The following is a 20,588-nucleotide window of genomic DNA, read 5'->3' as shown; positions in this document are numbered from 1 at the left end:
GGGTTTCGTGCGAAGGGCGGCATCCGTCAATATACCCCGAATTTCACCGTTTTTTGCCTCTCCGCGCTCTCTGTTCTCTGTTTCTGCGAAGGGCGACCTTCGCACGACCCCCCCTATCCACGGGGGTTTCCGGCTCCCAGTATGAACGGAAACTTGCTCTTCAGAGGCGACACAGCATTTTCAGCCCCCGTTTTGCGCAACCATCCGCCGTTGTAGCTCCCAGTCCAGCGGCAGGCTTTTACGCATCAGGAACTCAAGCGATAAAGTGCGGGGTTTCCTCCCTTCAAAAGAGGAGGTAGGCGTCGGTGGCGGTTTACTTGATATTCATCGTGGCTCAGTGATGTGATTGACAACGCCAGCATGAACGCGCTACTCGATCAGGAAGCCAAATCAATTCATGCGTCACTTCTTGACGCAACTCTCTGGAAAATGATCTCACACAACAATGGAGATCACCACCATGGCAATCCATCGTCGTTCTCGCCACGCCCACATGCCGCTTGACATTCTGCCAATTATTCATCTGTGGCTGCTTCGCCTATTGGTTCCACTGGGTGGACATCGCGATTTCATCAATCAGCATGGATTCAGCAACGATGCCCTCGCCGAGATGCTCGGGTTGGGCGAATGGGTCGATCCTGCCTCCCATGACTTCGAGCCGAAATTAGTTCAAGTTGAGTTGCGAAAACTTCATCAGACCGGTGAACGGAAACTGCGCAACTCGGTGCCCCCGGCTTGCCTCAGCGGTAATGTTGCTCGCCTGTCGACGCTTGTAGGCTTATCCGAGACTGACTGTCGCATTCTGGAATTCGCCGTATTGATTCAGAACGAGCGGCTACTTGATGACACTGCCGACTGGCTAGGGCAGTTGTCTTCCGTGAAGGTATTCCATGCACTGTCTGTGTTGCTTGAAATCCCTGAACACGAGATTCGTGCATCGCTCAGTGCTCAGGGAATTCTGGCCAAGTCGGGACTGGTTTCTGTAGATCGCAGCGGCACCTCAACCTTGCGCGGGAAATTGGATCTTCTGTCGGACAATTTTGCTGACAACATTTTCTCTTCCGATGCCGATCCTGTCAGTTTGCTACGCGATACCGTCGCTCTTGGATCACCGGCACAACTGAGCGTCGCTGATTACGGACACATTACACCTTCACTTTCTGTTCTTCGCCCATATCTCAGGCGCTCGATTGCAACGGGGCGAAAAGGCGTCAACGTATTCCTCCATGGCGACCCGGGAACTGGTAAGAGTCAATTGGCAAAAGCCTTGGCGCAGGAACTTGATTGCGAACTTTTTGAAGTGGCCAGCGAGGATGGCGATGGTGACCCTGTGAATGGTGAACGGCGTCTTCGTGCCTTTCGTGCTGCACAAAGTTTTTTTGCACAGCGCCAGGGGGCGCTCATACTGTTTGACGAAGTGGAAGATGTGTTCAACGACGGAGACAGTTTCTTTGGACGAAAAAGTACCGCGCAAACCAGAAAAGCCTGGATCAATCGGATGCTTGAGGAAAACTCGGTGCCGACCCTATGGCTGTCGAATTCAATCCAAGGACTTGATCCAGCGTTCATTCGTCGATTTGACATGGTGTTCGAGTTGCCAGTGCCACCCAAAAAGCAGCGAGAACGCATCTTATTGGACACATGCTCTGACTTGCTTGACAGCACCAGTGCGGCGCGTATCGCCGAATCGGAATCGTTGGCACCCGCCGTGGTTACGAGAGCCGCATCAGTCGTGCGCTTCATTCGTGAGGAGTTTGACTCAACTGGTGCTGCCTCAGCATTCGAGTTGTTGATCGGTAACACTCTGGAGGCTCAAGGACACAAGCCGATTCGAAAAAATGACCCCAACCGTCTTCCAGAAGTTTATGACCCACTCTTCATTCATGCCGACTCAGACCTGGCTTGGATTGCGACCGGACTCATGCAATCGATGTCTGGGCGGTTGTGCCTCTACGGACCGCCTGGAACAGGGAAAACTGCATATGGACGGTGGCTGGCCGAACAGATGGGCGTTCAGTTGATAGTAAAGCGTGCATCTGATCTGATGTCCATGTGGGTCGGAGAAAACGAGAAAAACATTGCCCGTGCCTTCAGGCAGGCAGAACAGGAGGGCGCTTTGTTGTTGATCGACGAAGTGGATAGTTTTCTGCAGGATCGCCGGGGTGCTCAACGCGGCTGGGAGATCAGTCTCGTAAACGAAATGCTCACGCAAATGGAATCATTTCCCGGTATTTTCATCGCTTCGACCAATTTGATGGAAGGGCTCGACCAAGCCGCGCTTCGCCGGTTTGACCTGAAAGTGAAGTTCAGTTTTCTTAAACCCGAGCAGGCATGGGAGTTGTTGAGCCGTTACTGTGCGAAGTTGTCCATCCCTACACCCCAACCAGAACAAATGGCCAGATTGATGCGAATGCAGAGATTGACGCCCGGGGATTTCGCTGCGGTAATTCGTCAAAACCGTTTTCGCCCGATCACATCATCCGGAGACTTGGTTTCTGCACTAGAAGCAGAGTGTTCCCTGAAGGAGGGCGCTAAATCCTCCATCGGATTTATTCAATAGACATTCACATGGGATAATCAGATTTAAAGAGGGGGGTGAGAACAATAATGCGCACGCTGTCGAAATCTAAGTTACTTGCTTTTCGGCAATGCCCGAAACGATTGTGGCTGGAAATCCACCACCCCGAATGGCGCATGGATTCGGCTGCAACGCAGGCGAGTTTTGATGTCGGGCATCAGGTCGGAGACATTGCGCGGCAATTGTACGATCCCAAGGGCAAAGGGGTGCTGATTGATCCGCAAGCAGAAGGCTTCGATGCTGCGTTTACTCGCAGTCAAGTTCTGTTGCAGTCTACCTGCCCGATTTTCGAAGCCGGTTTCCGTGCTGAGGGAGTGCGGGTTTTTTCTGATGTGATGTTGCCGATCAAAAGGGGCGGCAAGCGGGCATGGCGCATGGTTGAGGTGAAATCTTCCACATCGGTCAAGGATTACCACCGCGACGACGCTGCCGTGCAGGCATTCGTTGCCCGATCAGCAGGCGTGCCGCTGTCGGCCATCGCTTTGGCGCACATCGACAGCACTTGGGTTTATCCGGGCAACAGCAATTATCAAGGTCTGCTGGTCGAAAGCGATCTTACCGAGGAAGCCTTCGGGCGCAGCAAGACAGTGCGCGGCTGGATCAGCGAAGCGCAACGCATAATCGCCAAGCGAAACGCGCCGTCGATCCTCACCGGCAGGCAATGCAACGATCCCTGCGAGTGCGGTTTTCTTGCCTACTGCCAGAGTCAGGAGCCGCAGGCCGTGCAACCGATCCGATGGCTGCCTGGCCGGTTTAGTGATGGGCTGTCGGCGCATATTGAGGCGCACGGCTTGACCGAACTGCGTGATGCGCCCGATGAACTACTCGACGACAGGCAACGGCGTGTTAAAACCGTCACACTTTCTGGGCAGACCCATTTCGATCAAAATGCGGCGGCGCAGGCTTTGGCCGAGCACAAATTGCCGGCCTACTTCATGGATTTTGAAACCATCCAGTTCGCCGTGCCGATCTGGAAAGGAACTCGCCCCTATCAACAGATTCCCTTTCAGTTCAGCGTGCATCGACTCTCACGCACGGAAAAACTCAAACATCAGGCATTTCTCGATCTATCTGGTGCAGATCCATCCAAGGCCTTCGCTAAAGCGCTGATTGCCGCTTGCGGCGAGCGTGGTCCCATCTTTGTCTACAACGCCGGTTTCGAGACAGCGCGCATCCGCGAATTATCTGATCGATTCCATCGCCTGTCCAAACCGCTGCTGGCCTTGAACGAGCGTGTCGTCGATCTATTGACCGTGGCACGTAATCACTACTACCACCCCAGCCAGCAGGGTAGTTGGAGCATCAAGGCAGTGCTACCCGCACTTTGTCCCGAACTGCGTTACGGAGACCTCGATGGCGTGCAAGATGGTGGCATGGCCATGGATGCCTACCTGGAGGCGTTGGCTACGCAGACCAGCATCGAACGCAAGGCAGAGATCAAGCGCCAACTGCTTGCCTACTGCACGCTTGATACCTTTGCCATGGTTCGGATGTGGTCGGCCTTTACCGGCAATACGCTGAAAAACTGATATGACCAAACGCCCAGGCACCCTTGAAACCGTTCTGCTTGCCATCGAACTGCTGCGCCGCATCCCCCGTGGGCGGAAGGTTACGGCCAGCGAACTTCACGATCAGCTCAAGGATGCAGGGATTGACCGAGAGTTGCGCACCATCCAGCGCCAGTTGGAAATGCTTAGTGAGCATTTCGAGATCGAACGTGATGACCGCAGCAAGCCTTATGGTTACCGCTGGCTTGAACAAGCCAAGGGGCTGGCTGTCCCCAACCTTACGCCACAAGAGTCCCTGTTGCTGGGGTTGGCCGAGGAACATCTGAAGAACCTGCTGCCCGCTCGCTTGGTAAAGTCTATGGAGAGTTTCTTCGCGCAGGCACGACGTAATCTTGGTCATGACAGCAATGCCAAACTTGAGCGCGAATGGGCAAGCAAGGTGCGCGTGGTGGCCACCAGTCAGCCGCTCCTTCCCCCCAAAATCGCCCCCGGAGTTTTTGAAGTGGTCAGCGAAGCCCTGTACAGCAATCGCTGGCTGAATCTCGATTACCGGAACGCAGGCGGCAAACGTAATAAGGTGGAGGTAATGCCTCTCGGCTTGGCTCAGCAAGGGCCGCGCCTGTATCTCGTCTGCCGTTACCGTGGATACAGCAATGAGCGCAGTCTGGCTCTGCATCGCATCCTCTCTGCAGAAGCAACAACACTAACGTTTGAGCGCCCCAGGGAATTTGACCTCAAGAAGTACGACGATGATGGGCGTTTCGGGTTTGGTGAAGGCGAGCGGATGCAACTGACTTTCCGAATCGACCGAGATAATGGCCTTCATCTACTGGAATCCCCATTATCAAGTGACCAGCAAGTGGTCGAACTCGATGATGGACAACTCGAAATCACTGCTACGGTGGTGGATAGCGCCATGCTGGAATGGTGGCTGCGTGGTTTCGGGGAGGCCATCGCTGATGTGCGGCGGCATTCCGTTTATCGGGGCGAAGCCGTGACAAAGGAGAAATGACTGATGGAAGCCACATGGGGCCTGCTGGGCCCCGAATTCTTGCCAAACGCTCGCCGTACCCGAACCCTTGGACTCGGCGCATCGGTGCGTTCATTCAATGATCTTGCCGTTCCCGGTTTAGGTGGTGTCTGGTACGGCAAGCAATTGCTGCTGGCGACGCTTGGTGTGGCTGTTGCGGAAGAGGCGCGCAGCCGGGGGGCGAAAGTTCAGAATATTGAAATGGCAGACGCGATCGAAGCGTTGGCCTGCTGGCTGGCCCTCAAGAGCAATGACTGGAGCCGAGATGCTCGCCTGCGCGGGAATTCAAAGTTGCAAGGCAAAACTGATTTCGGTTTCCAGCAGGTGCGTCAACGAAATTTCTACGTCACACAACCCATGCGAATGGCGACCGTTCAAGCCCTGCCCGCGCTTGGCTTTGCCGAGTCCAACAGCGCTCGGTTCAACTCATTTTGTTGCTCAAATGAAGGAAGGGATTTTATCGAAAAAGCCACCGAAGACTATCGTCCGTATAACAGAACAGTCATTGATCATCTAACATGGTGGGCACAGATGAAGGACGATAATGTCAATACGGATGCACTTCAACAGGCTCTATCGCCACTCAATCGGCTATCCGATGAAGCAATTCCATTACTTCGAGAAAGACTAATTCAAGGAGGGAATGAGTCCTTTGAGGACAAGAAACGGAGAGGCAATGCACTGGCATGGGTTGAGGCGCTTCGGAAAGGCAAGATAGAAAAGTGGACATGGGCGCAGCGCCCGCAAGAAATTTCAGAAGAACATTGGCACGACCTCCAGGCTGGTGCCTTGTTCTTTGAAGCCCGTGAAGCCGCGATTGCTGTTCTAGATGCGGTGGAAATATCTATGGGGCCACTACCCGTAAAGCCTCATTCCTTGAAGGCATTACTCCCTGAAGAACTGAAAGCCAAACTTGAACTACTGAAATCAGCGGCGAATAGATACTTGGAGTTTAAGCACGCGGATGAGGAAGCCAACAAATTCTGTCGCGAGTGCGTAAATGACGACCCATCCAGTATTTTGCGAACCCTGGTTAATCGAGACGGGCACGTGCTACGCTTAGCAGGGGATGAAGTCAAGCCAGGGCAGGCATTTCGAGGTTCGACAACGCAGGTCAGTGCCGACGACGAAGATCAAGAAGCACCGCAAGCGGGGGGTATTCCATTGCCTGAAGGCATCTCCTACCGTGTGCGAAATCTCTATCTGTTGAATCTCGATATGCACGGTGAACTGGATGGATGGTTAACTTCGGACGCAGGCGGAGGTGAAGCATGAGTCCCAATAGCGAACCCTTGAGGCCGCCATCGCTGGCGCAGCATTTCGATGCGCCAGAGGATTACACTGGACATTTTGGTTGGCTATGCGGCTACTCGGCGGATGCGTTATTCCTTGATGACGCCACTGAACGCTTTACTCGACTCACCCGATCACAACGCGCCCACCAAGGCCGTATTGCTCTCGCCGTGTTGCTTGATCCCGGCAACCCTCCAGTTTCATTGAAGAATGCCCCTGGAGTGGCGCATTTGCCGATCAAGGATTACGCGGGAAAGCCGTTCCGCCTCCTGCATGCCAAGGTCGCTCTGCTGGGCTTCCGACATCAGGAACATCACAGTCAGTGGCAATTACGCTTGCTGATCTCAACCGGCAACTGGACACGGCAGACACTGGAAGAGAGCTTGGATTTGGTGTGGCGGATCGACATCCCCAGCGAATCACTCAGTAGCCTGGATGCGGATATCGAACGAGACTGCGCGGACATCAAGGCAGCCTGGGATCTAATGGCGTGGATTCAGAAACTCTTCGACACCAGGCTGCTCAATGCTTCCACCCATGGTCGTCACAGCGAGACGATGAATGCACTGACACAGGTCATCCGATGGATCAATACGTGTTCGAAAAAGGCACAAGGGCAGTCGAGGGTCTTCGACAATCGTGGCAAGTCCCTGCTGTCTCAACTACCTGAAAAAATCAAGGTCAGTGGCGAGGTAAAGCGCAATTACCTGGCCATCGGATCCGGGTTCTATGAAACATCGGATGATCCGCAGAAGCCACCCGAAGTGCCACTGGCAATTCTCAAGACTCTTCGTGATGAGGGCTTGCTGACCGGGAAACCGGAGATTGACCTCTATGTCAATCCAAATGCCTGTCAAGCCATAGCAACATCGCAGAAACCATTGCAAGAGCGTGGCATCACGGTCCGCCCTGCAACTATCCCGACAATTGTGTTTGGAGAAAGCGCACGGCGTAACCTGCACGCGAAATTTCTGTTCAGTGCCAACTATCGTGACAATTCGAATACCTGTACCAGTGCCTGGGTTTATCTGGGGTCAGGAAACCTGACTCATCCAGGCTTTGCCAATCAGATGAGCACGACAACTGGCAACCTCGAAGCAGGCGTGGTATTTGCCCCAAGTTCGTTGTATTGGCAAAAAGACAGGGCTACCCCCGAGTCTCTGGTGGTAACGAACCTAATGCCGATTCAATGGGACGAAGAAATTGGTGACACAACTCCACTGCTTGCTGGTTCCGGCATGGAGCAACGGGATGTCGTCTATGTGGCTCCACCAGTTACCTGGCTCGCATGGCACGAGGTTGATGGTGTTCGCGAATTACGCACCGACGACAGCCGCATCGCTGATGTAGCGGTGCTCGATTCAACCGGAGTCTCCTGCCCAAGAACAAAAACTGGATTTAAGTGGTGCGAAGCGCAACCCCGTGAAGTTTCCATACGCTGGAAAGCGGAGGATCAGCCTCTTGAAGCGCGGATACCAGTCGTCGATCAATACGGACGCATTGCTGCTACCGAGTTGCCCGCCATCGATATTGACGAGGCTTGGTGGCAACTCGCGGATTTTCCAATGCCACCAAATGATGACGGGGGAGACGACGGAAACGGTAGAAGCGATAAAATTGAAGGCAAGGACAACAAGACGGGGCACTCAGTACAGATCGCCAGTTATCCGATACGTCAGATGATGGACCTGATCGAAAGCATTGCCGCCAAGCAAACCGAGATCGATGAAATAGATTGGCCGCTCTGGTGCAATCGCCTCGAGCAAACTTTAGGACAAGCCGGCGATAGCGCCCCCGTTAAATATTTCCGCGACGAATTGAAACTGAATCCGCTAAGCCCATTGCGCTATCAGTCATTTCGCCCATCGTTTGCTGATACCAGTGATTCAGAGACCGGAAAACTTTATGACGACACATTGGTCAGGATTGAAGAGAGTTGGAAGGTCAATGAATTGAGCCCGATTGGGGGGGCGAAATGAATCAAGAGTTCGGGGGCTGGAACAGGGTCGCAGAAGAACTCTATGGGCTTGCGGATGGTCATTTAATTGAACTCAATAGCGGGCAGGCAGCAAGCCTTCGGGCTCTTGCCGAGCGACTGCCGAATAACGGAGTGATAATCGCGGATGAAGTCGGCATGGGCAAGACTCGGATAGCTGCGGCGGTTGCCCGGTCTGTGATTGCGGTGGGTGGTCGGGTTGCGATACTGGTGCCACCTGGCTTGGGCTATCAGTGGAGCGATGAATTACAAACTGCCGGAGTCGATGCGCCGCCGATCTTACGCAGTCTTTGGCAATATTTACAGGCATGGGAATCCAAGGATAAGCATGCTGCGTGGTTTATGGAATCGGCCCTGGTTCTGTCGCATGCTTTCACGAACTGGCGACTTGGAGAGAACACCGCCCCTTGGCGCTGGGCTCTACTTCCTGAGATATATGCCAGATGGCGAAAACATGCGAACGGGCGTTGGCCGCGTGATTATTGCAGTAACAAGATGCTTGATGACGTGTGGGTTCGACAAGCCGCGGAAAGCATCGTCAGTGCAATATGCGCCAATCCAGAAATTCATCCTACACGAAAACTTATTCAGGAATTGGCTGACACGACACCCTGGCCTAGCGCTCTGACTGCTGGCGAATATGGGCGTAACGCACAACTGCGGCCCTGGCTAGAACGTGCAGTCGGACTTGGGCTAGGTGTATTTGATCTGGTCATTGTTGATGAGGCACACAAAAGCAGGGGGCAAGACAGCGGCCTAAATCGATTGTTAACTGAGGTCGTTCTGAAATCTACCGACGCACGCTGTCTAGCAATGACTGCAACTCCAGTTGAGCTAGATGCGACACAATGGACGCAAATGCTGGGACGCATCCGAGTTGGTGACGCATCGAAAACGGCAGCAACCGCAGCCATTTCGAATTATGAGCAAGCTGTAACCAAGGTAAGGCAATGCCCGAGCGACGGGGATATACGCGAAAAATTCCAAGAATCGGCCACAGCGTTCAAGAAAGCGCTAAATGACTATCTGTTGCGACGTGATAAGCGGGAAGACCCTGCGGTCAGTAAGTTTCGGGAGGTATCTAAGGAGCCCTATCACGCCTACCGACGTGAACGGGAAATCCTGATCGATACAGCCCAACTATCTTCCGAGTGGAAGCAGTCTGTGTGTGCAGCTGAGGCACTGTCGTTTGTTACACGTCAATCTGACCGTACGGTTGCCAAACGGCTGCGCCTGACCTTGGGCAATGGTCATGGCGTTGCATCACTGATTGATCAGTTGCATCGAGATGACATAGAGGATCAGAAGCAAATTGAAGCTGATCACGTTCCGTGGATTGCTGCACAGCATAGCCCAAAAACAGAACCAACAGCAGACAAGCGTCTGCTACGCACAGAGTGGTGGAAAAAAGTCATGATCCAGCCATTCGTGAATAACGATGGATCGGCGTTATTTGACCACCCGGCAATTCTGGCAGCTGTTGAAGAAATTGAGGCTATCTGTCGGCAAGGGGAAAAAGTTTTGGTCTTCGGTCGGTTCACGCGCCCATTACGAGCATTGGTGCAACTTCTCAATGCTCGGGAGATGCTACGGTGCGTGGATGCAAATCTGCCTTGGCCACAATCGAAAGTGCATGAGAACGATAACTGGAATGCCATCTTCGCTGCTCATCGGCAGTTGGAAAGGCAGGAAAAATTGGATCGCCAGGTTCTGGATGATGCTCTCGCTAAACAATACCAAAAAATCGAGAATCAGCGCCGCGATATTCGGGAAAAGATAATCAGTCACATCGAGGAAGGTTTCAACTGCAAGCAACCAGACAAACGTGTGCGAGCACTGTTTAATGCGTTCAAGAAAGCAGCTACGGAGATTTCAGAACAGGTTCAAAGCAACGACGATCATTCTTTGGCAGTAGTGGCTCGAGCAATGCAAGAACTGATAGGATCTAGTATTGAAAACGCCACGTCGACTGACTTCGCCCAGGCCTTTGTTGATCTTATTGCGGCGGCGAGCGATCGCGACGAGGGTGATGCAGATGGTAACGGGCAATTGGATGAGGGAAAAGAAGCCGATGGTCTCTGGGCTGAACTCCAAATCAGGCTACAAGAAGAGTACAACAGCCCAGAAGGCGGATATGCACGGCTCATGTATGGGGAAACAAAACCCGCAACTCGGCGCTTCCTGCAATTGGCTTTTAATCGAAAGCAAGGGCACCCAAAGGTATTAGTGGCGCAATCGTTAGTGGGCCGTGAGGGCCTTAATCTTCACAAGGCATGTCGCACGGTTGTGCTACTGCATCCAGAGTGGAATCCTGGCGTGGTTGAACAGCAGATTGGCCGAGTCGATAGGATTGGTAGTTTGTGGGAAGAAAAATTGAACCAGGTGATCACCGATAAGCAAACGAATGGAGACATTCCTAGAATCGAAGTCCGCTTTGTCGTTTTCCGGGGAACATATGATGAGAAGAACTGGCAGGTGCTGCGCGACCGATGGGATGACCTACGGGCACAACTTCACGGCATCGTCATTTCTTCACGCATCGCTGAAAAATATTCGAATGCGGAGGAATTGGTCGCCGAGATAAACAAAGCGGCTCCGAATTTTTCCCCATCGTTTCAGGTAGCCACTCCGCAAGTAGTTTAATCCGGCCTTGTTGCGTAGGTACTCCACACACGGATGCACTCACTCCCCAATAGCGAGTAGTTTGGTGAGTTACCCACACATTTTACTCAAGCCAGACCCATTCTCTGGCTTTTTTCACGCTCGCCGGAACCGCCAATACTGGCGCAACTTCAGGGGTTTCCGGCTTCCAGTATGAACGGAAACTTGCTCTTCAGAGGCGACACAGCATTTTCAGCCCCCGTCTTGCGCAACCATCTGCCGTTGTAACTCCCAGTCCAGCGGCAGGCTTTTACGCACCAGGAACTCAAGCGACAAAGTGCGGGGTTGCCTCCCCTCAAAAATTGCGTTGGCTGTTCGAGGGTCGATGATCACGAGCCTCAGAATTTCCCTGACCCGCGTTACATCCATTCGCTCCCGCTTCGCAATCTCGCCAGCATCTGTCACCACGCCCTCATCAATCTGTTTGCCCCAGTAGTGCGCCAACGCAAGAGCCTTCAGTAGCGTATGGTCCTGAATCGGGGGAATTACAAATGCCGACGAGTTGATGATCACCGGCTCATCCACCCCGTCCGGCCCGACGATCACTTTCCTGATGCCGCGCTTCCTGAAATGAAGGGGCACAAATGTGGTGATCCTGACACCACCGCCTTCCAGCGGGTGGCGGCGTTCATGCGGGTTCCCGTCCCGAACGAGTTTCTTCGACGACCGGTTCATGCCATCACCTCCATTTCCATCATTTCCCCCCCAATGCCGTCCGGTGCGAGTTCGCCCGCCAGTTCCTTCCAGCCCACCTCGCGCCAGACAATATCGATGCCGTCAGAGAGCAACTGGACCCGTTCAACCAGAAGGTTGGCCAGACGCACCTGCTCCTGCGGAAATAATTGCCTCCAAACCTCACCCAAACGCCGCATGGCCAGCACTACCGTCGGCTCCCCGATCTCCGGATAGAGCAATCGCACCTGCTTCCACACCCCCTGGACCGATTCGGGCGATTGCAAGGCCTGGATAAGCAAGTTCACAACCACCTCCTCGATCTGGTCCGCAGGAATCATCCCGGTGGCGCTGGTCCCGCTACCGTATCTCTGATCCGCCTTGGGAATGTAATAGCGGTACTTCTTGCCGGACGGCTTCTTCGAAAAGGTGATGTGGTATTTCTCCCCGTTTGCCCCATACAGCAGACCGCGCAACAGGGCATCCGTCTTTCCCCTCGTCTGGGTCTTGCCCATCCGTCCGCTGGCGTCCTCGGCAAGAATCGCCTGTACCCGGTCCCATAACTGCCGGGGAATGATCGGTTCGTGCTGGCCGGTATGCACCGCACCCTTGTGACGAATCTCGCCAACATAGATGGGATTGCGCAGAGCCTTGGCCAGGTACTTCTTATCCATTGGCGTGCCATTTCTGACATTCCCATCGGCTGTTTTCCACATCTTGGTGGTGATTCCATCGATGGTGAGTTCACGACAGAGCTCAGTGGCCGAGCGCAATTCAGAGAACCGCTCAAAGATGCGGCGAATCGTCGCCGCCTCGGCATCGTTGATGATCAGGTGACGATCCCGGACATCATAGCCCAGCGGCGGGTACCCCCCCATCCACATCCCCTTGCGCTTGGAGGCGGCAATCTTGTCCCGGATGCGTTCCCCAGTCACCTCGCGTTCAAACTGGGCAAAGGACAGCAGGATGTTCAACATCAACCGGCCCATGGAAGTCGTGGTGTTGAACTGCTGGGTCACCGAAACGAACGACACCTTGTGGCGCTCAAAAATCTCCACCAACCGGGCAAAATCGGCCAGGCTGCGGGTCAGTCGGTCAATTTTGTAAACCACCACAATGTCCACCCGATCCGACAGAATGTCATCCATGAGGCGCTTCAAGGCTGGTCGCTCCATGTTGCCACCGGAATAACCGCCATCGTCATAGTCGTCGGGGACCGCAATCCACCCTTCGGCGCGCTGGCTGGCAATATAAGCTTGGCCCGCTTCCCGCTGGGCATCCAGAGAATTGAACGACTGATCGAGACGCTCGTCGGTGGAAACCCGCGTATAGACCGCACAGCGTTTCCTGGAAGCCAGGATATTCATTTCGCCCTCCGCTCAGTTTTCACCAAACCAAAGAACAGCGGCCCAGACCACTGCGTTCCAGTGATGTGGCGGGCTGTCGCCGACAGACTCTTGAAACGCCGCCCCTCATATTCGAATGACCCATCAGCCAAGGCTGTCACCCGATGTTCGCGGTTATCGAACTCGCGCTCAAACACCGTACCGGGGACAACCCGAACACCGGTCGTCTTGCGAACCTTCATCCTGGATTGGGCCTCACCGATGCGCAACAACTGCTGGTGCACTTCGGGCTTTATGCCACCAAACGCCTCCTCCTGAATCTTGTAGGCCACGCGCCCTTCAACATAACTCCGGTTGTGATGATTGGGGCGACGCGGAAAATACTGGTCCCACAGCGACCACAATTCTTTCATCGCCAGTTTCGGCAACTCCGCCACTCTGGTCGACACGGTTCGATTTTGGGCCTTCATTTTTACTCTCCTTCTGGTTGAGACGGAGTCATATGAAGGCGCTTGGGGGCCGAGAAGCCAAGACAAATATCACTCTCTCGCGGACGTGTGGAATCCAGCCTGGCGATCGCTGCCGCCATGATGGAAGCGGCCTCCTGGGCACGCGCTCGCGCTGACATGAGCTCCGGTGGAGTAGGTATGACAGTCATTCTGGGTACCATCCGAGTTGTTAAACCGTCAGGAATAATATCGCCCGGAGGGGGTCAGACAATCATGTTTCGGGGGAAGTGATAGGAAAGACCCAAAAACTTCGCTGAAATATGTCCCAAGCCATTCTCTGACCACGACAGTTTATGTGCCCCTGGCTACATGCTAAAATCCGCCGTGCAAATGTGAGTTGTTTCACATTTGGGGTGCCCAAACCGTGAGTCCACGGAGAGGGTGAAACGGGAAACAGGTGTAAACCCTGTGCTGCCCCCGCAACGGTAAGTTCTGACGACTTCATCACTGTAGTCACTGATTCAAAGGGGTTAACGCTCCTGAATTGGGAAGACGATGAAGTATGGGAACGAGCCCGGAGACCGGCCCCACGCATCAAGTCGCCAGAATGGTCTGGCGCACCGGAAATACTGCGGGGAGGCAGTGTTCGGGTTCAATATCTCGTTTTTCAGGCTATTGGGCTTTTTTCCCCTGGTGTTTCCCTGTTATTTCACTACAGGGAGATTGTCATGTCACATCGTTGTTATTCTTACCGCTCCACCCCTCTTTGGCGCTTTACCCCCCTTCTTTCTCTGGCTGTTTCATGGGCCCATGCCGATGACGGCGTTCCCAACCTGGACCCGGTTATCATTACCGCCACCCGCATCCCAGAAACCGTCAGCGACAGTCTGTCGCCGGTAACGGTCATTACCCGGGCAGACATTGAACGCAGTCAGGCTCAAACCCTGTTCGACCTGTTTCGCGGTCAGGTTGGAATGGATGTGTCCAGTTACGGCGGTCCGGGTCAGGGCATGAGTGTCTTCATGCGCGGCACCGATGCCGATCATGTGCTGGTACTGGTGGATGGCATCAAAATTGGCTCGGTCACCACCGGACAAGCGGCCTTTCAGGATATTCCCGTGGAGTTGATCGACCACATCGAAATCGTCCGTGGTCCACGCTCCAGCCTGTATGGCTCCGAGGCCATTGGCGGCGTGATCCAGATCTTCACCAAAAAAGGGAGTGACACCTTCAGCCCGACCCTGAGTACAGGCGTAGGCAGTTATGGCACCACGTTGGGCAGTGCCTCCCTGAGTGGGGGAATGGGAAATGGCGGGTGGTACAGCGGTGGAGTGTCCGGTTTCGACACCACCGGATTTCCCGCCTGTCACGGCACCAATGCCAACTTTGCCGGATGCGGAGTCACCCCCGACCCCAATATCAACGATGGCTACCACAACCAATCTGGACGCCTGCGCATGGGATGGCATCTGGACAATGGCATGGATGCCGAAGTCAACTGGCTCCATACCAGCGGCACCAGTCAGTATGCCGGTTCCGCCCCGGTCAGTCCCTATGGCCTGTACAACTATCCGATGCAAACCAGCCAGCAGGTGTTGGGAGCGAGCCTGACCTGGAACCCCACCACCACCTGGCAAACCCTGTGGCGCGTGGCCCAGAACCAGGACGATTCAAGCAATTTTTACAACAATTCCCTGAGCGGACAGTTCAACACCACGCGTAACAGCGCCACCTGGCAAAACACCCTGACTCTGGCCACGGGTCAGACCATTGTTGCCGGACTGGATGACCAGACGGATGAAATCACCAGTGCCACCACGGCCTATGGTCTGACTTCCCGCGCCAACCTCGGCCTGTTTTTGCAGTATCTGGGGCAGTTCGGCCCCCAGGAACTTCAACTCTCAGCCCGGCGGGATATCAACCAGCAGTTCGGCACCTGGACCACAGGCAGTGCCGCCTGGGGCTATGCCCTGACCGAACGGGTCAAGTTCACCACTTCCTACGGCACGGCGTTCAAAGCCCCCACCTTCAATGATCTGTATTACCCGGGCTATGGCAACCCCAATTTGCGTCCGGAAACGTCTGGCAGTTTCGATGCGGGCCTGAATGGCAAGCTGGACCAGGGGGACTGGTCTCTGCACGCTTATGAAACCCATATCAACAACCTGATTGAACCCTATCTCAACCCCGTGACCTTTGCCTATTCCGCGCTGAACATCAACAACGCCCTGATTCGCGGGGTGGAAGCCACTTACGGGACGCAACTCTGGGGATGGTCGGTGCGGGCGGTGGGTGACCTGCTGGATGCCACGGACCGAACGGCGGGAGCAACCTATGGCTCCTATCTGCCACGCCGTGCACCCCAGTCGGGTTCCCTGAGCCTTGACCGCCCCTTCAGCACCGTCTGGAGTGGAGGAACGACGATTCGTGCCGAAAGTGCGCGCTATGATGGGCTAGGGAATACCTACCGCATGGGCGGGTTCACCACCGCCGATCTGCGCGCCGAGTATCGCATCAACCCCCAATGGCGCCTGCAGGGTTCCGTCATGAACCTGCTCAACAAGGATTACCAGACAGCCTACCTGTATAACCAGATGGGCCGGGGATTTTATCTGACAGCGCGCTACGCTCCCTGAAATCCTGACCGGTGGCAATGATCCCACCGGCCGTTCCTCATCAATGCTATATTTCCACCCTATGTACTATGGAGAACCCTCATGTCCCGTTGGAATCCTTCCCAAACCCGATTATTTTTAGTGCTTGCCATCGTTTTTATGGTGACACGCAATCATCAATGGACCCCAGTGCTGCACCTCCCCGATGCCTCCCTTGCGGTATTTTTCCTGGCAGGGATGCTGCTCACCTCGCGCTGGACCTTTCCCGCGCTCTGCCTCCTGGGCGCCGGGGTGGATGCCTGGGCCATCACCCAGGGGGGTGTTTCCAGTTACTGCGTTACCCCAGCCTACGCCCTGCTCCTGCCCGCCAGCGCCACCCTGTGGCTCAGCGGTCGCCTCTCCGCCCGCCTTTCACTGAAACATCCGGGGGACGGCTTTGCGCTCTCGCTGGGAGTTTCTCTGTCCACCCTGGGAGCGGAACTGTTTTCCAGTGGCGGATTCTATTTTCTCAGTGGCCGTTTCCCTCATCCCACTTTGTCCGGCTTCCTGCCTCGGCTCCTGCAATACAGCCCCGCCGTCATCGGTGCCACCCTGTGTTATGTTGCAATGGCGATGATCCTCAAACAGTTAGTGTACTCTCAACGCTCTACCGTCCCAAACCTGCGGAATTTGGAGTTGCCACGGCATCCCTGAGATTTGTATAGCCCATCCCCAAGAGCCAGACGACAACGGTGATAGCAACGGAGACTCGATCGACGAACTGTAACGGTGCGTTGTGAATGCAACCATGGTCACTGTCCAAGTCGCTGGCCCTCTTGTGTGAAGAATTCAGGAGCCTTTGTACCGCGTAAAGCGGGGGTGTCAACCATGGGTTGTCGCTAATAACCCCCCTAAGCAAGTTGCGGGGAATAGGGCCCGATGAGGGTGGGAAAGAGCCTGGTCAGAATCCGGCTCCGCTCTTTATATTGTTGATTATCACCGAGCACGTAGTTCCCACCACTTATGTAGCGCCACCAGTGACCAGATACTTTCAACCACTCCAAATGGCCAAGTGCCGGCAAGAAAGCCGTAAGCCGCCGATCCCATACAAGCCATGGCAAAAGCCATTGTAAACCAATGGGAGCGTGATTCGAAGGCGTAAAACAGCATCATCAGGGTGACAACTGTAGCCCCGTAAACTGTCAATAGCACTTGGTGGCACCTCTGCTTAGATTGCTGATACTCCAGCATAAACTGGAAGTTATCACCATTGGCGGTTTTTTGTTGGCGCCAACACTCGTACTGACCGATGGGCGACCCCTGTAAATGTCAAACTACTGCCTCCCTGAATACTTCAGCGACGAACTTGCAGGCGATTTCAGGTCTGGGCAATGTCGGCGCTCGATTGCCGGCCTGGTCTCTCCTGCTTGCTGGCGTATCCAGTCGATCACTTCATCTTTATTTTCGCCATTGATGGCATATCTACTGAGGTGGGGCAGGCCAATAACGGTCATTACATGCGAACCGATTGTTCCATGTGCGGCCCGGACCGACCAATTGCCGTGTCTGGCGGGGGTGGTGTGTTTTGTAGGCGAGCCCATTTTGTTTCGTATGTATGCGTAAGCCGATATATCGGAATTTCCGATGGAGAGAATTACTTTGGGTTGAACGATATCCAGAATGAGTTCATGTACCGGCCAGCAGAGGTCCGCATCGCCCGGATACATCCTCTCCTTGGCGCTACGGCTTCTGGCAAATATCAGGTTACTGGCGCATACTACTTCGGGTTTTTCGCCTAATGCGCACAGCAGGTATCGGACCCGCAATTGAAACGGTGATTCCCCTTCAGGATATCCACTCCAGTCTTCGTCCAGGTAGGCATTTTTACTTTGTTGTGGCAGTCCTTGCAACGATTTCAGTATTGTTGTTGGAATGGATTCGGGATCCCCTCCAGGGTTGTAACCCATGAGGTAATAACTTCCCTTGCACAGGGTTGATGCCGCGCTGTACAGGATGGACCCCGGTTTTTGTGGAAAAGTTGGTGATTTGCCAAGTAATTGTCGTGCCTTTGTCGTGAAGTTATTGATGAGGTTGTCTGTGGTCTGCATGAGCCTCTCCTTGTATTTTATGATGCCCACTGATAGGTCACCCCGGTGCATAGCCAAGTGGGATACTGGAGCATCCCAGCAATATTGCAACTTCATTTCGCGCAGTGTCTCACCTTCCAGATCACTTGTCTTTCTGCTTCCTGAAAAACTCCAGCATCTGCCGATAGGTCTCACGATCTTCTGCATCCATGTTCATGTAATTCCGTAAAAAAATCACATCCTCCGGATTGGCTTCTGCGCCCAATGCTTCGGACGGTGTTTCACCCAGCAAGTCCTGAATGGTAATACCCAGGGCCTTGGCAAGATTGTTCATCACGGTGGCCGAGGTCCGCTGGGTACGCTGCTCAGGGTTGTTTTCCAGGGCCCAGATGTAACTTTTTGAAACGCCCACGGCCTTTGCCAGTCGTTCCATTGTCAACTTCCGTTCCTGGCGCAATCGTCGCAGCCGACTGCCAAAAGGTGCACTCACAATTTCATCTCCTGATTTCTGTGAAATACCATGAAAGAGAACCATGGGGCTAATGGTAGTTGACACGAACGATGAGAAGTGTAAAATTGTTCGAGAGTTCTCTATCGTTATACATTTAGTCTAATTTTAAATACATTTGTGACACAAAACGAACTCTGTTACCGACCCCGGCCTGGAACCCGCCGCAGTGACAACCGAGGTGTTTGGGATGCCGTTGCCGACGCTCCCTTGCATAAGAAACAGGAGCTGACCGATGGTTAATTTTCGTGGTTTTCTGCGCAATCTCCCCCTCAACACCGATTTGATGCGGGATTTTCTGGCAGAACATCTCTTCGATACGGAAGATGTGCTGGACTGGTCAACGGACGAACCAGCGTTGGCAGAATCTCTGGCAGACGCCATCGAAACCCACCCCGACCCAGCCGTTCGAAATGACCTGATCGCCGCCATTGAACAGGTGGCACAACTCGCCGATGGTGCTGGTTCGCGCCAGATGATGGGGGTGTGCAGCGCCTGTCCAGAGACCGCAGATGCATTCCAGAATCTGGAGTCGCCAGAAGAAAGGGCACTTTGGCTCTATGTGAACATACCGGGCAAATTTAACGAGGCGATCGTTGCGCGCCTGTTCGATGAGGGGCTGGCTCGGGATTCGTCTCAGCGCTGGACCCTGCCGGCCTGTCCGGATCTGAAACTCGACCAGGACTCGCTAAACGCCATCTCGGCAACCGTCTCGACTTTCTACCTCAAACGATTCGGCTACGGTCGCCACCACAAACCTTATGTCGTCTCCCGACACGTCGAGGGCAGCATTCTCCTGGTCATCGACTTTTCCGACCACGCGTGCAATCGTGCTCGCTGGGAACATGGAACGCTCCGGCGCAGCCCGTTGATCCTTTCCCGCACTTCGGTGCTCAACTTTCACCTGGCCACCGGACGCACCGAAACTGTCGCCCCCGGCGGTGCTGAGGCGCAGAAGGTTCTGGTCGAGACATTCGCCGAACACGGCCTCAAGAAAAAAGGCGGCGCATTGCAAATAAATCGACAGGTTTACCGCCTGGATTCGCTGCTGGATGGCGTGGACATATTTGATCGCGAAACCATCGGTATCGAACAGCCACGCCTCAAAAGAATTGCCGTCCTTGATAGGGTCTCAGGGCTGCGCAGCACCTTCGAGGTCATGGGGCGAGGTAACCGCGCATCGGTGGAAAAACTGCTCAGGACAGCCTACCCGACCGACAAACCTCTGAAACGCCAATGGCAGATCGTCGGCGCGCTGATTGAGTTGCCTTTTTATCCCGAGGTGGGGCGCACAGGCGAGGATAAGAAAACTCTCCCGCTACGGTTCAACCGCAAGGGGCAGGCCAATCTGCACAAGTTCTCGGAGGCAGAACGCTATTTGATCGAACCGCTTCTTGTGGAGTGGGGTTTGGTGGATGCGCCCAAAATCGGGGCCAGACCCCAAATGAATGTCATGCCGTGAGGCCTGTCGCTCCACGGATGCTGTCCATGCTGGTCAGTATGCTGGAAGAGCCCGATGGAAAAATTGTGGAAGATTCCCTCGATGCCTCGGATCGGGATGCATTTCTGGCATTGAGGGAGTACGGCATGATCACGGCCGCCCAGGATGCCCCATGGATCCTATGCCCGTGGTGTGGCGAGCACGATATCGAACCCCGCAGGACAGGAAAAACGCTCCAGGGATTGTGTCCGGAATGCGGTCATGTCCCGATCACGAATGCCTCCCTCAAGGCGTGGTCCGCTGATCCAGAGTGGTTGCTCGATCAGGTGCGATTGGCCTTCGGAATTGCCTCGAGGCAGATCTCCGAGGAACTGGTACCCGGCACCTTGTGGAAAGTGGGCGACCTCAGGCAGAACCGGAAGGTT

Annotated in this window: 14 protein-coding genes, 1 pseudogene and 1 riboswitch; of the genes and pseudogenes, 10 read left to right on the top strand and 5 right to left on the bottom strand. The window is 54.4% G+C overall.

Translation table 11 applies throughout. The annotated features are described in order from the left end of the window. Positions 1 to 460 precede the first annotated feature (460 nt). The 6 genes from M6F29_RS05325 to M6F29_RS05300 are packed head-to-tail and all read left to right on the top strand — an operon-like array spanning position 461 to position 11,048. Positions 461 to 2,560, top strand: a complete 2,100-nt coding sequence (locus M6F29_RS05325; protein ID WP_298157833.1) for an AAA family ATPase — start codon at positions 461 to 463, stop codon at positions 2,558 to 2,560. A gap of 47 nt (positions 2,561 to 2,607) precedes the next feature. Further along, positions 2,608 to 4,107, top strand: coding sequence for a DUF2779 domain-containing protein (locus tag M6F29_RS05320; protein ID WP_298157832.1), 1,500 nt, complete (start codon positions 2,608 to 2,610; stop codon positions 4,105 to 4,107). Between the two features lies 1 nt (position 4,108). Beyond that, entirely contained in the window at positions 4,109 to 5,098 is a 990-nt protein-coding gene (locus M6F29_RS05315; protein WP_298157831.1) for a helix-turn-helix transcriptional regulator, read from the top strand. A 3-nt stretch (positions 5,099 to 5,101) separates the two neighbouring features. Next, on the top strand, positions 5,102 to 6,391 hold the full coding sequence (locus M6F29_RS05310) for a hypothetical protein (protein WP_298157830.1): 1,290 nt from the start codon (positions 5,102 to 5,104) through the stop codon (positions 6,389 to 6,391). After that, a complete protein-coding gene (locus M6F29_RS05305; protein ID WP_298157829.1) occupies positions 6,388 to 8,388 on the top strand; it encodes a phospholipase D-like domain-containing protein in 2,001 nt (666 codons plus the stop codon). The genes M6F29_RS05310 and M6F29_RS05305 overlap by 4 nt, the downstream gene beginning before the upstream one ends. Continuing rightward, a complete protein-coding gene (locus tag M6F29_RS05300; protein ID WP_298157828.1) occupies positions 8,385 to 11,048 on the top strand; it encodes a helicase-related protein in 2,664 nt (887 codons plus the stop codon). Before M6F29_RS05305 ends, M6F29_RS05300 begins: the two co-directional genes overlap by 4 nt. 210 nt (positions 11,049 to 11,258) lie before the next feature. Here the strand turns inward: M6F29_RS05300 and M6F29_RS05295 are convergent, their stop codons facing one another. The 3 genes from M6F29_RS05295 to M6F29_RS05285 are packed head-to-tail and all read right to left on the bottom strand — an operon-like array spanning position 11,259 to position 13,554. Beyond that, positions 11,259 to 11,741: a hypothetical protein gene (locus M6F29_RS05295; protein WP_298157827.1), complete on the bottom strand. Its 483-nt coding sequence runs from the start codon at positions 11,739 to 11,741 to the stop codon at positions 11,259 to 11,261. Further along, positions 11,738 to 13,105, bottom strand: a complete 1,368-nt coding sequence (locus M6F29_RS05290; RefSeq protein WP_298157826.1) for a recombinase family protein — start codon at positions 13,103 to 13,105, stop codon at positions 11,738 to 11,740. The genes M6F29_RS05295 and M6F29_RS05290 overlap by 4 nt, the downstream gene beginning before the upstream one ends. Beyond that, a complete protein-coding gene (locus M6F29_RS05285; protein ID WP_298157825.1) occupies positions 13,102 to 13,554 on the bottom strand; it encodes a DUF2924 domain-containing protein in 453 nt (150 codons plus the stop codon). The genes M6F29_RS05290 and M6F29_RS05285 overlap by 4 nt, the downstream gene beginning before the upstream one ends. Positions 13,555 to 13,927: 373 nt before the next feature. Further along, a riboswitch (cobalamin riboswitch) is annotated at positions 13,928 to 14,137 on the top strand. Between the two features lie 124 nt (positions 14,138 to 14,261). Between M6F29_RS05285 and M6F29_RS05280 the strand changes: the two genes are divergently transcribed. Together M6F29_RS05280 and M6F29_RS05275 are read left to right on the top strand one after the other, a co-directional pair. Next, positions 14,262 to 16,169: a TonB-dependent receptor domain-containing protein gene (locus M6F29_RS05280; protein ID WP_298157824.1), complete on the top strand. Its 1,908-nt coding sequence runs from the start codon at positions 14,262 to 14,264 to the stop codon at positions 16,167 to 16,169. Between the two features lie 81 nt (positions 16,170 to 16,250). Beyond that, positions 16,251 to 16,841: a hypothetical protein gene (locus tag M6F29_RS05275; RefSeq protein ID WP_298157823.1), complete on the top strand. Its 591-nt coding sequence runs from the start codon at positions 16,251 to 16,253 to the stop codon at positions 16,839 to 16,841. Positions 16,842 to 17,461: 620 nt separating this feature from the next. On the opposite strand, the gene M6F29_RS05270 is transcribed toward M6F29_RS05275, so the two are convergent. After that, positions 17,462 to 18,235 (bottom strand): hypothetical protein, encoded by a 774-nt coding sequence (locus M6F29_RS05270; RefSeq protein ID WP_298157822.1) that lies wholly within the window; start codon positions 18,233 to 18,235, stop codon positions 17,462 to 17,464. A 121-nt stretch (positions 18,236 to 18,356) separates the two neighbouring features. Further along, a complete protein-coding gene (locus M6F29_RS05265) occupies positions 18,357 to 18,704 on the bottom strand; it encodes a helix-turn-helix domain-containing protein (protein WP_298157821.1) in 348 nt (115 codons plus the stop codon). Positions 18,705 to 18,957: 253 nt separating this feature from the next. Here M6F29_RS05265 and M6F29_RS05260 point away from each other — a divergent pair, with 253 nt between their 5' ends. Continuing rightward, on the top strand, positions 18,958 to 20,184 hold the full coding sequence (locus M6F29_RS05260; RefSeq protein WP_298157820.1) for a hypothetical protein: 1,227 nt from the start codon (positions 18,958 to 18,960) through the stop codon (positions 20,182 to 20,184). Continuing rightward, positions 20,181 to 20,588, top strand: a pseudogene (locus tag M6F29_RS05255) (hypothetical protein); the annotation flags it as partial. The gene M6F29_RS05260 and the pseudogene M6F29_RS05255, both read left to right, overlap by 4 nt.

Source organism: Ferrovum sp., assembly GCF_027317285.1.
Taxonomy (GTDB): domain Bacteria; phylum Pseudomonadota; class Gammaproteobacteria; order Burkholderiales; family Ferrovaceae; genus Ferrovum.
The sequence above is the reverse complement of the archived record's forward strand: the minus strand, read 5'-3'. Positions and strand labels throughout refer to the sequence as shown.